The organism is Haloimpatiens myeolchijeotgali (assembly GCF_042688525.2).
Lineage (GTDB): Bacteria > Bacillota > Clostridia > Clostridiales > Clostridiaceae > Haloimpatiens.
This window is the reverse complement of sequence record NZ_JBHWAB010000001.1, coordinates 451,388-468,458: the sequence shown is the minus strand read 5'-3', so window position 1 is coordinate 468,458 and position 17,071 is coordinate 451,388. Positions and strand designations below refer to the sequence as shown.

At 25.9% G+C, this 17,071-nt stretch carries 16 protein-coding genes and 1 pseudogene; all 17 read right to left on the bottom strand.

Annotation, left to right across the window (positions count from 1 at the left end):
* Window positions 1–41 precede the first annotated feature (41 nt).
* The 17 genes and pseudogenes from ACFIJ5_RS02425 to ACFIJ5_RS02345 all read right to left on the bottom strand — a co-directional run bounded on the left by ACFIJ5_RS02425 (window position 42) and on the right by ACFIJ5_RS02345 (window position 17,054).
* Window positions 42–1,307 (bottom strand): flippase, encoded by a 1,266-nt coding sequence (locus ACFIJ5_RS02425; protein WP_379803349.1) that lies wholly within the window; start codon window positions 1,305–1,307, stop codon window positions 42–44.
* Window positions 1,308–1,476: 169 nt separating this feature from the next.
* Window positions 1,477–3,585, bottom strand: a complete 2,109-nt coding sequence (locus ACFIJ5_RS02420) for a methyl-accepting chemotaxis protein (protein ID WP_379803347.1) — start codon at window positions 3,583–3,585, stop codon at window positions 1,477–1,479.
* A gap of 289 nt (window positions 3,586–3,874) precedes the next feature.
* A complete protein-coding gene (locus tag ACFIJ5_RS02415; protein WP_379803345.1) occupies window positions 3,875–5,230 on the bottom strand; it encodes a transglutaminase-like domain-containing protein in 1,356 nt (451 codons plus the stop codon).
* Between the two features lie 111 nt (window positions 5,231–5,341).
* The gene (locus ACFIJ5_RS02410) at window positions 5,342–6,079 is read right to left on the bottom strand and encodes a Rossmann-like domain-containing protein (RefSeq protein WP_379803343.1); all 738 of its coding nucleotides are present in this window, start codon (window positions 6,077–6,079) and stop codon (window positions 5,342–5,344) included.
* A gap of 3 nt (window positions 6,080–6,082) precedes the next feature.
* Complete coding sequence (locus tag ACFIJ5_RS02405) at window positions 6,083–6,844, bottom strand: ABC transporter ATP-binding protein (protein ID WP_379803341.1); 762 nt, start codon at window positions 6,842–6,844, stop codon at window positions 6,083–6,085.
* Between the two features lie 251 nt (window positions 6,845–7,095).
* Window positions 7,096–7,983 (bottom strand): ABC transporter permease, encoded by an 888-nt coding sequence (locus tag ACFIJ5_RS02400; protein ID WP_379803339.1) that lies wholly within the window; start codon window positions 7,981–7,983, stop codon window positions 7,096–7,098.
* The gene (gene modA, locus ACFIJ5_RS02395; protein ID WP_379803337.1) at window positions 7,961–8,794 is read right to left on the bottom strand and encodes a molybdate ABC transporter substrate-binding protein; all 834 of its coding nucleotides are present in this window, start codon (window positions 8,792–8,794) and stop codon (window positions 7,961–7,963) included. Before modA ends, ACFIJ5_RS02400 begins: the two co-directional genes overlap by 23 nt.
* Before the next feature lie 172 nt (window positions 8,795–8,966).
* Window positions 8,967–9,959 (bottom strand): Gfo/Idh/MocA family protein, encoded by a 993-nt coding sequence (locus tag ACFIJ5_RS02390; protein WP_379803335.1) that lies wholly within the window; start codon window positions 9,957–9,959, stop codon window positions 8,967–8,969.
* 93 nt (window positions 9,960–10,052) lie between these two features.
* Entirely contained in the window at window positions 10,053–11,129 is a 1,077-nt protein-coding gene (locus ACFIJ5_RS02385) for a lysylphosphatidylglycerol synthase transmembrane domain-containing protein (RefSeq protein ID WP_379803333.1), read from the bottom strand.
* A complete protein-coding gene (locus ACFIJ5_RS02380) occupies window positions 11,129–11,812 on the bottom strand; it encodes a polysaccharide deacetylase family protein (RefSeq protein WP_379803331.1) in 684 nt (227 codons plus the stop codon). Before ACFIJ5_RS02380 ends, ACFIJ5_RS02385 begins: the two co-directional genes overlap by 1 nt.
* Complete coding sequence (locus ACFIJ5_RS02375) at window positions 11,812–12,918, bottom strand: MGDG synthase family glycosyltransferase (protein ID WP_379803329.1); 1,107 nt, start codon at window positions 12,916–12,918, stop codon at window positions 11,812–11,814. Before ACFIJ5_RS02375 ends, ACFIJ5_RS02380 begins: the two co-directional genes overlap by 1 nt.
* A 514-nt stretch (window positions 12,919–13,432) precedes the next feature.
* Window positions 13,433–13,858, bottom strand: coding sequence for a hypothetical protein (locus ACFIJ5_RS02370; protein WP_379803327.1), 426 nt, complete (start codon window positions 13,856–13,858; stop codon window positions 13,433–13,435).
* Window positions 13,851–14,285 carry a nucleotidyltransferase family protein gene (locus ACFIJ5_RS02365; RefSeq protein ID WP_379803325.1) on the bottom strand — a complete coding sequence of 145 codons (435 nt, stop codon included), beginning with the start codon at window positions 14,283–14,285 and terminating at the stop codon, window positions 13,851–13,853. The genes ACFIJ5_RS02370 and ACFIJ5_RS02365 overlap by 8 nt, the downstream gene beginning before the upstream one ends.
* 138 nt (window positions 14,286–14,423) lie before the next feature.
* A complete protein-coding gene (locus ACFIJ5_RS02360; protein WP_379803323.1) occupies window positions 14,424–15,197 on the bottom strand; it encodes an MBL fold metallo-hydrolase in 774 nt (257 codons plus the stop codon).
* A gap of 13 nt (window positions 15,198–15,210) precedes the next feature.
* Window positions 15,211–15,573: a VOC family protein gene (locus ACFIJ5_RS02355; RefSeq protein WP_379809510.1), complete on the bottom strand. Its 363-nt coding sequence runs from the start codon at window positions 15,571–15,573 to the stop codon at window positions 15,211–15,213.
* 36 nt (window positions 15,574–15,609) lie between these two features.
* Window positions 15,610–15,906, bottom strand: a pseudogene (locus ACFIJ5_RS02350) (DUF4111 domain-containing protein); the annotation flags it as partial.
* A gap of 659 nt (window positions 15,907–16,565) precedes the next feature.
* Entirely contained in the window at window positions 16,566–17,054 is a 489-nt protein-coding gene (locus ACFIJ5_RS02345) for a cysteine hydrolase family protein (RefSeq protein ID WP_379803322.1), read from the bottom strand.
* Window positions 17,055–17,071 lie beyond the last annotated feature (17 nt).

Below are 17,071 nucleotides of genomic sequence, written 5' to 3'. Positions count from 1 at the left end.
CCACTCTTTTATTTATATTTTATTCTTTACATTACGTATTTTTACTCTTTTAGATATTTATATAAGTATGCATTGGAAATCAAAGATGATAAAGCAAAAATTAGAACAGTAGCTATAGCTGCACCATTAGAACCATATTTTAATATTAATACAATATCTAAAATTATGTTTGCAATTCCAGAAACAATAGCATTATAAAAATTAACCTTAACTTTTTTTATACTAAACAAAATATTTCCTCCTGGAATTCTAAAAGTACCTGCTATTAAGTATCCAAAAGAAAGAATTCTAAACGGTGTTACTGCATCTAAATACTCACTTCCAAATACTATTTTTATTATTAAAGGAGCAAATACTATCAATATTAAACTTATTATACTATTAAATATAAATAAATATTTTTGCATTTTATTATATTTTTCTCTTATCCACTTTTTATTATCTTGATTTTTCGCAAAATATGGATATACAAATATTACTATAGAAGCAGGAATAAATGTAAGATTAATTGGTATTAATGTTGCTGTTTTATATGCAGCTACTACCATTTCATCTTTAATTATCAAACCTACTAAAAAAGTATCTATTAACATTAATATTTGTGATATAGCATTAGTAGCCGAAGATGTAATTGAGAATTTCAAAAATTCTTTTCTCTTACTAGCTTTTGGATACTCTATATCTTTTAATTTAAATAAATATTTTTTTATCATATATATTCCCATAATTATTGTAAATAGATATGCTAGATATCTTGCTATAACTATACCTTTTACTTTAAATAATATTCCTAATGATACAGTTCCCAAAAGATATAATATACTGTTAGTAGTAGTTAATATTGAAAATTCTTTATTTTTTATTGTAGCTCTTAAAAATATTTGTATTTCATCATATACTATAGAAAAAATAGGGAATATAAAAAAAGCCATTAATATCTCTGTACTTCCTTTTACAGGCAAATCAAAGAACATAGTAAAAACTAAAACAGCAATAGATATTACGAAATTAGCCATTAATCCAATTTTTATACCGTACTTAAAATAAGAAAGCTGCTCTTTTTCATCTTTGGCTGAACTACAATACTGCAAAATTGCTGGAACTGCTCCTATACCCTGAAGAAGTAAAAACATATTCAATATATTTTGTGCATAAGAAAAACTTCCATAAGTTTTCTTATCAATTATTCTAACTATAACAAACAATATACCAAACTGTACTACTTTATTTATAAAATTAGCACTAAAAATATGTAAAAATCCATTTTTTATAGCACGTTTTATCCCGTCCTGCTTCTCTCCATCCATAAGCTCTTTTGTTACCTCCCAAACTAAAAAAATTTTTAAACTCTTATCCCATTATATTTGAAGATTTTTACAAGGTCAATACTGTTAACAATTAATTTATAAATAAGAAAACACCACTACATTTATCTATAGTGATGTTTCTTATTAAATATATTATACTGCTTCTATATTATTCTTCTAATTTAAATTTATTTACATCTCTCATCATTTCATCTGACATATCACTTAATACTTTAGTTGATTCCTTTATGCCTTCTGTAGATGTAGTCATTTCTTCAGATGAAGCTGATATTTGCTGTGCTGAAGCTGAAACTTCTTCTGAAATAGCTGAAACACTTTCTATTTTAGATAATATATTATTCTTTTGTCCATCTAAAACTTTCGCAGAGTTATCAACACTTTCTATTTTAGGTGTAATTTTTTCAATACCATTTATAATATTTTTAAAAGAATCTATTGTGTTGTTTATAACATCTACTTGATTATTTAATTCACCATTCATTGTATCCGTATTTTTAACAATATCGTTTGTATTATTAGAAATACCATTAATTAATTCATTTATGTTTTTAGATGAACTTTGAGTTTGTTCTGCAAGTTTTCTAATCTCTTCTGCAACTACTGAAAATCCTTTTCCTGCTTCTCCTGCTCTTGCTGCTTCTATAGCTGCATTTAGAGCTAACAAGTTTGTTTGTTCTGCAATACTATTAATCAAATCTGTTATTTCATTTACTTGTTTAATATTTATTCCTAATTCCTCAATTTTAGAAACAAAATCTTTAAATGAATCACTTATTTTTTCTACTGATTTAATTAATAATTCCATATTCTTATTATTTTCCTTTGCTACATCATTAATATTCTTTGAATTATTTTGTATATTGTTTATTCCTTGTACAATATCACCTAACTCTTCAGTAAATCTATTAACTATAGATGTAATTTCAGTAAACTCATGTGACTGATGTTCTGTTCCTTTAGCAACTTCTTCAATAGCATTAGCAACTTCTTTTGAAGATAATGCCATTTGTTCTGTTGATTGAAATAGCTTACTTGAATGTTGTTGTAAATTTTGAGAATTATTTTTAACATTACCAAGCATATTATTTATAGACTGCTGCATATTATTAATTGCTCTTGCAACACTTCCTGTTTCATCTTTTATCTCTAAATATTTTTTCGGTATATCTATTGAAAAATCACCTTTTCCAATCATCTCAACATATTCTGAAATTTCACTAATAGGTTTTGCAATTTTGTTTGCTAATCTTCTTGATATAAATATACTTAGAACACCGAAAATAAATATAAGCATCAACGTTATAAAACCTATACTGTTTGAACTTTTTAACATTTGACTCTTAGGAATACATATAACATAATTCCAATTTAATTTTTCATTTGTTGATTTTTGTAATTTTATTAAATAATCCTCTCCAAAAATATTGTCTTCAAAGGGATCTTTTGAAACAGCATTTATATCTGATAATTTATCCACCTTAAGTTCTTTAATATTTTTTGTAACAAGCTCAGGGTGCTTAGGATCTGCAAGGATATTGCCTTTTTTATCTGTTATTATTACATATCCCTTATCCCCTATTTTCATTTTTTTAATCATATTTAAAATTTTATCTAGATTTAAACCTAAAGCTACAACCCCTTTAGTTTTATTATTAGAATCTTTTATTTGAGATGTTAAAACTATTGATACATTTCCAGTAGATGATACATATGCATCTGTATAATTTATTGCTCCCGTATCACTTTCTGCACTTTTATACCACGTTCTAGTTCTTGGATCATATCCATTTTTTCTTGGTTTTGCAGGGTATAATACATATCCTCCATTTTCAGTAATAGTTAAACTAGCATCTTTAATTGATGGATGTACTTTTATAAAATCTTTATAATAATTATATACTTCTGCTTCATATCCACCTTTTTCAAGAGGCTTCATTGGTATTATTCCATTTTCGCCCTTTTTATCAATGTATGTAGTTATTTCAGGTTTTGTACTTGATATTAATGGATTTGTTTTTACTTCATTAAAATTTTCTTCAACCATAGAAATGTAATTGTTCATACTTTCATCAATTTGGCTTATTTGATTTTCTATAGATTTTAAATGATCCTTTTTAATTTGAGTATACACAGTAAAATAAATTATTCCATTTACTAATATTAACATTATTAAAACTAAAGATAAAAATGTAAAACTAATTTTGTTTTTAATACTATTTTTGAAAATCTTATCTTTAATTTTGAAAGCCTTCTCCATAATTGTCATCTCCTTTTTAGTAATAAAATATAATAACTTTGTTATTATATTTTAATGATTATTTTTGTCATATGTATACTTTTTATTACAAAATTTGCTTTTATGTTACATATTATATTTTATATCAATATTTTGTATATGTAAATAAGTTAACATAATAATGTAAATTTGTAATACATTATTTTTAATCTATTAATTAAATTAATCACTATATAATTTTCTACAAAAAAATAAAAGTTGAAATTACTATTATTGTAATTTCAACTTTTGTTGTACCTTATATTATATATTACTTTTCATGTATATCTATTATTTCCATTATACGTTTAAAATCTTCTGAAGAAAGTCCTTTATCTAAATACTCCGCTTCTCCACATTGATTATCATATGGATCTATTCTAAAGAATTTCTTTTCTGGAACAAACTCACCCTGAAAATCTGAATTAGCAACCATTCTAAAGGTATCCACATTTCCAAAATAAAAATTCCACCTTTTTATATTTTCTTTTCTATAAGCACTACCACCAAAAGATAAATCTGCAAAAAGCCAACCATAAGGCTGAATATAAAATTGTGCCCAATCATGACATCCTACAAAATAAGGATTTACATAAAGTCCTGACTGCCACCTTGCAGGAATACCAACTATTCTACACAAAGTTATAAACAAAAGTGCTTGAACACCACAATCTCCTTTTAAATTGTAAGCTGCATACTCAGGAATATTGACTATGCCAGCATACTGCCTCATATAAGAATATTGTACATTCTGAGTTATATAATTATATATCTTTCTTGCTTTTAGCAATGGATTCTTTTCGTTTCCTACTATTTCTTTAGCTAAATCTACTAAAAAAGGTGTAAATACAATATGAGGTGGAAGTTCATTTGTATAAAAATCTGGCTGAATCTTACTAACTCTTGTATAATCTAGACTATTATATTTAATAAAGTTTTCAAAACAATATTCTACTGTAAACTCATCTTCTCCTTCAATTTCTTTCTCAAAATATATAGTTCTCTGCTCACAATCCTCACCTGATATAAACTTACATTCTGGATTTGTTTTTAATATTTTAATATTTTCTATTTGCATTGAAGGTTTTGGTATAGGTAAATGTACTCTTATTTTTTCACCTTTTCTACAAGCCTCTTTATTAAGTTTTATTCCTGTTTTAACATGTATAAAATATCTTTTTTCTCTCTTTTCAATTATTTCATTTATTACTTTATCTAAAACTTCATTTTTTTTCTTATTCTTTTTTGGTTCTTCTATTAATCTACAGGATATGTCATCGCATACAGCTATGATTGTTTCTAAAAATCTTTTATTAAACATTACTTTACCATCTATATAAATCCAATCTACAATTCTATCATCTTTTAATTTTTCTAATTCTTGTTCAGAAAAATCTTTTATTTTCTTTGATGCTCTATCTAAAGCTTCCTCAAAAGAATATACATATTCATTTTTAAGTATGCCTATTCTATATTTTTCATATTCCAATCTCTGTTTTAATAACTTAGATATGTTTCTTTTCATGTATATATCAATAAGTTCATTAGCCCTGTTAAAATCTCCATATACCATATATCTTTCCACATCTTCTGGAAGATTTACAATTAAGGATTTTAAATTTTTCATCAATATCACATCCCCATGCTTATAATTATTTTTTCCTTTATTCTTATATATTTACCAAATTACATTTATTTGAATTTTCTGGTATTTATAAATACTATTATAGCATATATTTTATTTACTGCATGGGCAAAATCTATTTAATCCTTTTAAGGATGCTATTGCTGAAAGTGTTGTGCCATAAAATATAACAGGTTTATCATTAATATAATTAGTTATTGTAGCATTTGCTGACGTACTTCCTGTTGCTACTATAAGCTCACACCAATCTAAAACTTCTTTTGTATTTTTATCACCATCTTCAATTTTTACACCAAACTTAATACTTCCTATTTTATCTTTATCTAAATCTAAAGCTCTTACATTAAAATTTTCTGATAGTCTCTGAAGTATAGCTGGTTGAAGTCCAATTAGTGCAATTTTAGGTGATCCATAATTCTCTTTTATATGTTTAACAAATAATTTTGCACATTCTTCTGGTTCCTCATCCTTACAGTGAACTGTTCTGTCACATATTTTTAAACATGCACAAACAGCATTTAAAGTTGATATAAAAATCGCTCTATCAAAATTTGTTTCAATCTTTTTATTTAAAATATCACTTATAGTACCACTAAATTTCCCTGGCATATCTGTAAATGCTTGTCCTTTATATCCCTTAAATTCTGCCTCCATCATCTTTTCTTTTCCTTTTAATAGAGGATAATCCTGCCTCTTAGGAACACCAATAGCTTCTTCTGGCTTTAATACCTTTACCTTAACCTCCACTTTAATAGTTTCATTTAAAATATCGTTATCCTGTGCTATTTTCTTAAATCTTCTTATTAAATCACCATAAAAATTATTTTCCATATTTTACACTCCCCAAACTTTGATTTTAAAATTATTCTTTTCAATGTTATTTTTAAACTTATTTCCTCCCCCTATAAATTCTGTCACAAATGTTGAGTTAGGATTTTCAAATATTTCTCTAGGTTTTCCTACTTGAACAACTTCCCCATCCTTTATTATAGCAATTCTATGAGCTAAATACTTAGCCTCATCAAAATCATGAGTTATATGAACAAAAATAGCTCCTGTTTCTTTATTAAGCCTCTTTAAAATGTCCATAAACTTTTCCCTTGTAGAAGGATCTAATGCACTCAATGGTTCATCAAGTAAAACTATTCTAGGTAATCTTATTAATGCTCTTGCAATAGCAATCCTTTGTTGTTCTCCACCACTTAAAGTTTTAGGCTTTCTATAAAGTAGATGTTCTATATTAAACATTTTACATATATCAATTAATTTTTTATCAATTTGCTTTTTAGTAAATTTCATATTTTTTAATCCAAATATTATATTATCCTTAACATTAAGATGAGGAAAAAGTAAATAATCTTGATATATAAAACCTACTTTCCTATTTTCGGGAAGTACTTTATTATAATCTATATCATTATATATAACTTTTCCATCATCTGGCTTAATAAGTCCTGCAATTACATCTAAGATTATAGTTTTACCTGTACCCGATGGTCCTAATATCACAAAGTACTCTCCATCATTTATTTCTAAATTAACATCTTTAATCTGAAATTCCCCAAGTTTCTTATACAAATGTTCAATTTTTAACATCTACTTCATCCCTTTATATTTTTTATGCTATCTCAATAAATTTTTGTAAAAAATAAATAATTCAACTTCCGCAATAAAATTTAGTAAATAACTCAATTTTCATAGATAAAATACATTCGCTGCGGAAAATGATATATTGCTATGAAACCTTTCACTTCAGTAACAAGTTCAAATGTTTCTTACGCAATATATCATTTTCCTCCGCTATACAGTAATTTTTTACTGCAAAAGTTGAGTATATAACTTTTTAATCATTTGTTTTTTTGAAGTAATTGAAAAATAAATAAACAAGCAGTAGAAATAATTATAAGTATAGATGCAGATGCTAGTGCAACATCTATCTCACCACAGGACATATTAAGATACACTGAAATAGGAAGAACTTCTGTTTTCATTCTCGTTGCACCTGCAATCATAACAACAGCTCCAAATTGTCCTAATGATGTTGCCCATGTTATAACTAAACTAGCTATAATATTATTTCTTGCAAGAGGAAGAGTTACCTTAAAAAAGGTCTGCATGCTATTCAAACCTAACGTTCTTGAAACATTTTCAATTCTAGGATCAATGTCATAAAAAGCAGCCTTTAAAATTTTAATCATATTAGGTAGATTAACAAAAAACTGAGCTAATACAATTCCCCTTACAGTAAAAACTACTGGAAACCCTATTTTCTCCATAAATCGTCCAAAACTACTATTTCCAAATAATATAAGAAGGGCTAGCCCAGAAACAATAGGGGGTAGAGCTAATGGCAAATCCAATATAAGCTCTACTATCCTCTTACCTGTAAAATTAAATCTAGTTATTCCATAAGAAACAGGAATAGCAACCAATACACATATAATTGTAGATATACAAGAAGTTATTAAACTTAATCTTATTGAAAATCTTATTTCTGGTTTTTTTAAATTCTCTATTAAGTTTGGCATTCCTCTAAGTAAAAGGCACCCTACTGCTAAAATCATAAATGCAACTACTAAAATCATAGTAATAGCTATTATTGATTTAAAGATAATATTAGATGAATTATTTTTTTTATCCACAGAATTATAATTTTTTTCTCTTTTATCAACATAATCATACTGTTTTTTTCTATATTCATAATTTTTCTCACTACTCAATAGTTTTAAATCCATGATTTTCAAAACATTTTTTCCCCTCTTCTGAAACTACAAAATCTTGAAACTTCTTAGCTAATTCTTTTTTCTTAGAATTTTTTAGTATTGTAATAGGAACAGTTTTTATAATATTTTTATCCTTAGGAATACTTACTGCTTGTACATTTTTTAAGTTATATATAGTATCTGCCCAAACAATAGCTGCATCTGCTTCATTCATAGACAAATGTACTATTAGTTCATTTACTGTTGCTGTAGTAGCTTCAACATTTTTCATTACATCGTTAAAAATCTTCTCTTTTCCAAGCATTTTTTTAGATACTCTTCCGATAGCTGTAGATTTAAGGTCTCCTAATATAACCTTAACTCCATCTTTCTTCAAATCTTTAATACTTTTAATATTTTTAGGATTACCTTTAGATACTGCAATAGCTGGAATATGATATGCAACATCTATTCTTTTTTCTACAAGTCCTTTTTCATTAGCTAAATCATAATAATGCTTTGAACCTGCAACAAATACATCTCCATTATTACTTAATTGGAGCTGACTCATAACTTGACTGCAGTTAGCATAATTAAATTGAACTTGTATTCCGTATTTTTCTTTAAATTTTTTTCCTACTTCATCCATAGCCTTTCTTAATCCAGCACCACTATAAACCATCAGTGTTTGTTCACTCTGTGAACTAGAAGTTTTAACCTTTTTACTTTCTTTCGTATTCTTGTTTGAATCACTACATCCACAGCTGAAAACTAAACTTAAAATCATAATTAGTAAAATAAGCAGCTTATTAGTTCTTATTTTCCTTTGTACTTTACATTCCATTTCTCTCGCCTCACATAATTTACATATTTATATAATATATTACTAATTAGTTTTATATTATATATTTTGTATATCATATTTAATTTTACATAATTGAGTAAATTAATTCAATATCATACACAAAAATCCACATTTTTATACTTATATAAAGTAAAAAATGTGGATAACTTTCTTATAAATCTTTATTATCGGAAGGATAACTAACTCCCATTTGTTCTCTAGCTTTTTCTAACACTTCCATTACATTTTTAGAAATACTGTATGAATTTATAGTAGATTCTATTTTATCTTCCTTAATTAGATCTATAAATTCTTTTGATTCATAGTACATTATATCTTTTGATTGAGGCACCGTAATATCTTCAACTTCACCATTTTTATAAAATATCTTTATATTTTCTGGAGTATGTATCTTATCAATTATTATATTCCCTTCTTCACCTTGTATTTCACTTGGTAAAGATGAGTTTGTAATTTTAGAATGCATTATTACAGCATCCATATCATCATAACTTAACAACAAACTTCCTTCTCCATCTACTCCTGATTTTAATATAAATCCATTTGCAATAACATTATTGGGTTTACCAAAAAGATGTATCAAAGGATATATACAATAAATACCTATATCCATAATAGAACCATTTGAGAATTCAGGATTAAATGTATTTGGATTTTTTCCTGCTTTATACTTATCATATCTTGAAGAGTATTGACAGTACGTACCGAAATATCTTCTTATCTTACCTATTTTATATAGGTTTTCTTTTATAGATTTGAAATTGGGTAAAAATGAAGATTTCATGGCCTCCATTAATAATACTTTATTTTCTTTAGCCACTTTTATTATTTCCTCTAATTCTAACAAATTAGACGAAATAGGTTTTTCGCATAAAACATGTTTTTTATTTTGTAAAAATAATTTTGCTTGACGAGCATGAAACGAATTAGGACTTGCTATATATACTGCATCAATCGAATTACTTTTAGCCATATCTTCTAAATTAGTAAAAATTAAATCTACTGAATGTTTTTGGGCAAATTTAACAGCTTTTTGTTCTGTTCTAGAATATACTGCATTTAATGTAAAATCTCCTGTTAGATTTGCACACCTTATAAATTCATCGGTTATCCAATTAGTACCTATGACTCCAAATCTAATCAAAACTATCCCTCCTAATTTTATATAACATATCCTTTTTATTTTCTATTCTTTATTTAAAAAATTAAATATAAATTTTATCTCACTTTACTATTGTTAGATAGGCAAGTTCTCTTTAATTTTCTTATATCTTTTAATATCTCTACACCTATTCATCTTAAATTGCAATCCTATAACTATTACCCCACTTATAGCTAAAAACAAATAAAAACTAACCATTCTACTTACTAACATAGCAGGCAGCACTAATTTCGATGAAAATAATATCTTAAACATTGTCACAAATCCGCTCTCACTAGCTCCTACTGCTCCTGGTAATGGTAATGAAGATACTGCTATAGTGAGTACTCCTTGAATTGTCATAACATCTATAACTCCATATTCATTTAATCCAAAAGCTTTATATATAAAATATGGAATTATAAACAAAGCTGTCAGTTGAATTATTGTTATAGCACAAATTTTTATGAGTATAATAGGATTATTTTTTATATGCTTAGCACCATCTCTATATTCCTTTATGTGACTATTAATCTTTTCCTCATACTTTTTTTTATTCTTTACAATTCTTAATTTTATACCTATTTTAAGGAATAAATTTACTATTATCTCTGCAAGTTTGTTGGAAAATATTATTATTAACATTATACAAACTAATATGGAATTTATTGTAAATCCATAAATTATAAATGGTTTCATATTACCTATCTTATCACTTAGAAAAGAAAACTTACAAAAATATAATATACCTACATATATCACCATTACTATCTGATATATTGCCACAACAATTAATAATATTAGTGATGATACTGAAATATTTATCTTATCTTTCTTCATATAGTAAACTTGCATTGGCTGGCCACCTGAAGCAGATGGCGTTATTGAACTAAAATAAAATCCTACAAAAGAATACTTTAGTCCTCTCCAAAAAGATATTTTGTTGCCAAGGGAGTTTAATAAAATTCTTATATTTATACTTTCACATAAAACAAATACAAACATCATTATAAAACCTAAAGTAACATAAATAGGATTTATTGATTTAATAGTTTTTATAAATAATCTAATATCATTTCCCTTTAATAACAAATAAAATGTCCCTAACATAAGGATAAACATAATAATTAAATTCCATATATATTTTCTATTTCCTTTAATATTTTCATTCATTATGTTATATCCTCCAAAGTTACAAATTTATATTGTTCTTTAAGTATAGGCAGCACATTTTTCAATGCCTGTATTGTTCTCTCTGGTGCCTTTTCTGCCCCATTTGAATCATGTAAACATATAATCGAACCTTCTTTAACTCTTTTTAAAAGCTTGTTCTCTATGATTTCTACAGTAGAAAATTTACTCCAATCTTCTGCCATTACATTCCACAAAATTGGTTTTAAAGCATTTTTGTTAAGAAATAAAATCGTAAAAATATTTACACGACCCCATGGTGGTCTATAATAATTAACTTTCCAATTGTTTCCATTTATTATTTTCATACTATTTTCAAAATCTCTTTTCACTGACCAATATCCTGTAATAAGCGCGTTCTCATGTAAATGTGAATGAAGTGCTATTTTATGTCCTTCTTCAATCATTCTATTTACTATATGAGGATTCTTTTTTGCCTTATCCGCAACTAAAAAGAAACTAGCTTTCACTTCGTTTTTTTTCAGTAAATCAAGTAATGTATTTGTATATCTCTCATCAGGTCCATCATCAAATGTCAACATAATACAATTCTTTTTATCTATTGTTCTTATTATTCTTTTTTTAAAAAACTTATAATAAAATGTAGGAATCACTGCATATAAAAGTCCTACTAATATTATCGCTACTATTATTATCAAATTCATTACAACACCTCATACATAACTTTATTAGGTAAAAATTTATTTATAATATCTTTTGTAATATCACATTTAAAGGTTTGTTTTAATTTCTTCATATTTAAACTCATACTTTTCAATTTCAACTTATTATTAATTAAATTCTTAACTTTTATATATACATCTTCTGACTTGTTCCAAATTATTTCTCCCATTTTCTCATTTTCAATAAAATGAGCATTATCAATTTCTTGTCCTATAAATGGTCTTATTACTAATATAGGAAGTTCTGCATTTATTGCCTCAAATAAAGTTACTCCTCCTGCTTTTGATATTATGATATCCGCTTGTCCCATATATTTATAAACTTTATCTGTATAACCAATCACTTCTATATTTTCATATTTATTAATCAATTCATTATATAATTTAGTATTATTTCCTGTTATGATTGTAGTTTTCACATTGTTTAATCCATTTATTTTCTTTATAAAGTCATTTTTAAGTTGTATTATTCCTAATCCTCCTCCCATAATAAGTAATCTTTTATCTCTTTCATTTCCTTCTATTACATTATTTCTATTAATATTTCTAAATTGTTTTTTTACTGGTATACCGTTAACGTAAATAATATCCCTAGGCACTCCTTTTGAAATCAACTTCATTTTTATTGAATAGGAAGGAACTATATATGCGTCTGTATTAGGACTTATCCATTCTACATGTGTTGTCACATCCGTTATACAAGTTATTAATGGTAAATCACTACCTCTTTTTTTCTTATATGCTGATATAATTTCTGAGCAAAAGGGTAATGTACAAATAATCATATCAGCATTTTTCTCATCTATTAATTTTTCTATTTTAGCAATAAAATAATTTTGAAAAATTAAATTAGATTTCTTGTTACTGTATGTAAATTTATAATGTGCATTATATATTAAACTAGCTTTATTAATCATTAACCCATAAAATTTATAAATGATATTATAATATTTTGGTGATATACACTCAAAAATATCATGTACTGAAACGTTAGCATCAATATATCTGTCTTCAATATCCTGTTTTAATGTACTTGCTACTGAACAATGTCCCATTCCAAATTTACCTGTTAATATTAAAATATTCATTTCTCCCTCCTAAAATCTTTATAATAAAAATTTATCATTTTGAACTTAATATATCCTTAAATTAATATTAAAGTTTTCTTAATAATAACTTTTATTTACATAAACTTGTCCTTCACTGGATTTACTTAACTTTAAACCAATAAGTTCTTTCAAAAAGATTTATAATTTCTTAAATATTCAACTTTCGCAGATGAAAAACAACCGCTACAGGAAATGATATCTTGCTTAGAAACCTTTCACTTCAGTAACAAGTTCTAAGCTTTACTCATATTGAAAAAAGATTTTTTTATTAATATTCCGTAGGAATCAGTAATTAAAAAATAACTTTTTTCAAATTCGTAAAGCTAAGAACTTGTAAACTTTGTTCAAATGTTTCTTACGCAATATATCATTTCCCTTCGCTAAGCAGTATTTTTTTACTGCGAAAGTTGAGTTAAATAATAAAAAAGTCAGGGATTTTTAATCATACTCTGATTAAAAATCCCTGACTTTTATGTAAATTTTCAGCTAATTATCACATTAAATATCTTTTAATAAAATCATATATTTCTTTCATTACAGTTCTATTATTATCTAAAAATTCAATAACACCTTCTACAGGAAGTTGTTTGTATCTATGTCCAATCTTATTTCTTATTAGTCTAGCAGCATTCAAAAACTTAAAGTATTCTACTTTTAAATATCCTCTTCGATTTAAAATTGTAATAGCTTTATCCATAGACATTCCTATCTCATAAAGATTATATTCTTTTAAAATCATAGAAATAAAATCCTCATATATTATGAATAAGCTTAAATATTTATATTTAAAACTATTAGAAAATTCATCTTTAAGTTCATCATTCATATTATATTTCTTTATTAACTCAATAGATTTATTTAAGTCTCTAGTAGTTGCGTCTAAATCATATAATAACTTTTTTAATCTTTCCTTATTCAAACCCCAGAGCCTCTCTATCCATAATATACCAAAATTCTTTATTTTCCTTATATAGTCTATCATAATACTCTATGGCTTGATCTAATAAATTATCTTTTATGATTATAAACTTACTATTTAAAGCTTGAATTTTAATCATATTGTTGATATTTTCATCATTTATATCTATTAAGTCTACATTTCTTTTTAATTTTTCTTCTAGTATCTGGGTTAACTCTAATTCTTTAGTAAATGTTAATTTATTCTTACCAATTATAGCTATATCTATGTCGGAGTCTAAGTTAAAATCATCCCTTATAAAACTACCAAAGATAATTACATTTGTTATATTATTTTTTAAAAATATAATTTTAAAATCATCACTTCTAACTATTTGTAATAATTCTTCTTTATTTTTTAAATCATCTACGTAGTTATTCTCAAACATAAAATATTCTCCTCTTATTTTTTAATAATTACCCTCATATTATTATACCCTAATTATTATGATGAATAAATAAAGTATTACGTTTTAAAATCATTTAAATAGTTTTTATTTATCATTTATATTTGTAATTAACCCTCCTTATATGTGTATCTTAAAATCATCAAAATCAAATACTCCATTCCCCTGCTTTAACATATTTTTATCTTCTATCTCTTTAAAAGCATTCTTAATACTACTTATCAAATTCACTTCTATATTTAACTCATTATGTGATGGTAATATCTTTCTTATTCCTTTTAACCTACTAATTTTATCAATAGATTGTTTAAAAAGAATAGGATCTGTACTTGGGTAGAATGCGTACAAAGTTCCTTTATAAACCAAATCTCCTGTATATAAGCATCCCTTTTCTTCTTCAAAAAGACAAATATGTCCTGGTGAATGTCCTGGAGTATGGATAACTCTTATTTTTCTTGAACCAATATCTATAATATCATTATCATTTAATATTCTAGTTGGCTCTCCAGTATAAATATTATAATTATCTATATTAAATTCAATTGGTGGTTCTTTACTAAAAGGCTCTTGTATAATGCTTCTTTTTATTATACTAAGAGGAACATTAATACCTTTTTTTAGCCATCCAGCATCATCTTTATGTACACAAATATTATTAAATAGTGCATGTCCGCCTATATGATCCCAATGCACATGTGTTGTAACTACTACAACTTGCAACTTTGTCAGCTTATCAACTTCATTTTTAATATTTCCTATACCTAAGCCTGTATCAATTAATAGAGCAGATGTTTTGCCTATTAATAAATAGGAGTGTACTTTTTCCCAATGCCCATATTCACTTATTGCATAAGTCTCATCATCAATCTTCTCAGTTGTAAACCATTTTTCCATATTTAAATCTCCTTTATAAAATTCTACAATAAACCTCTATGTCATTTCCTTCAGTATCCGTAAACTCTAATACCAAATTATCATTAATTTTTGTTAATGGGAAAACTATTTTAGCATTTAGTGCCTTTAATCTTTCAATCAATTTATCCATATTATTGACCTCAAAACTTGGCAAACAATTATCTCCCCAATTAACCCTTTCTTGAACCTTACTATTATTGAATAGGCAAAATCTAAATCCATTTATATTAAAAATACTAAATACTTCATCCCTTTTTTCAACAGATTGTTCAAGCAATTTTTCATAAAAATCAATTGCTCTATTCATATCTTTAACACAAATATATAATGAATTCAATGTAAAATTTAGTTCCATACTAATCATTCCTTCCTTTATTTCTTTCATCATAAAATCAGCAAAACAAATTAGCTGTTCTTGACTCCACTCAACTGTATTCTCAGAATTTCTATATCTTAATAAAGCTAATTTTATAGTATCTGTGTATGCATATGGAAGATTGTCAACCGCCCATTCTCCTCCTTCCTTTTTAGAGGATACAGTACCTTCTTTTAAATAGTATAATACTCTACAAAGATTAAGTACAAGATAAATAGGTTTGCTAATAATTTCTTCTTTTGCATCTTCAATATCACTCATAATAGAGTCAATATAATACTTTTTAGGAACAGATTGAAATACTTTCTGTATTGGTTTTCCAAATAAACAACGTCCTCTTTTTATTATTTCAAACTCTTATCAACATTAACTTATAAAAAATCCACAGTTTCATCTTTACGTAAAATGAAACTGTGGATAATTATCTTAATTAAATTGTAGGTTTGTAAAAAAGTTTGAACAAAAACCCCTACGGCTACTAGGACCAACAGGTTGACAACTTGTCTCGTATGCCAATTCCAACATACGCCCATGAATATATAGGAATATGCATAATAAAGTACTTCCTAGCAATCCAATACTTCTTAATAATTAGCTACTATATTAACATATATAACAAATCAAATAATACAACATATGTTTTATATTATAAAAAATAAACCGTTATTTAAATTAATGCTTTGTTTAGATAACATTATACATAACGCTTAATTTTTAATATAATTATTAAAAGTGTATATCAATATAATCATTTTATAAAACATACATTAATTGTTTTATACCTAATATTTGTATAAAACTATAATTTTTACTATATAAAAATTTTTAACTTCCTGAAACATTATACTAAATTGATAAACAACTAAAAATAGTTATACAGATTTTTAAATTTAAGAGGTAAGCGTTTAATTTTAAAAGCTTACCTACTTTTACAATTATACTTAAAATTTATAATTTCACTTTCCATACTTCTACTTCAAAAAATATTCCAATGCTTCAAGACTGATTACAGGCCTTATAAGCTGTATCTTTTTAGCCTCTTCATACTCAACACCGGCAATACCACTTTGAAGCAATGATACTTCATACCCTGCTTCCTTTGCACCATTATACGAAAAAAGAACACAATACTCAGCAGCAAAACCGCTTATAACCACAAAATCAACTCCAAGTTCTTTTAATTTATCATTAAGTTCTGTCTTAAAAAATGCATTATTGTACTCCTTATGAATTATAATATCATTTTCATCAGTAATAATAGAATCAACAAATTCAAATTCTTTAGAATCTGCTCCTTCACCTACTTCAATATCTAATACTCTAATAACAGGCAATCCATTTTTTCTAAATAACTTAGCTGCTTCATTTATATATTCCACTGCATCATCAAATTCCCTTTGGTACTTACAAAATTCACGACATCCCTTTTGCATATCAATGATTAAAAAAGCTGTCTTCATATTTTATCACTCCCCTT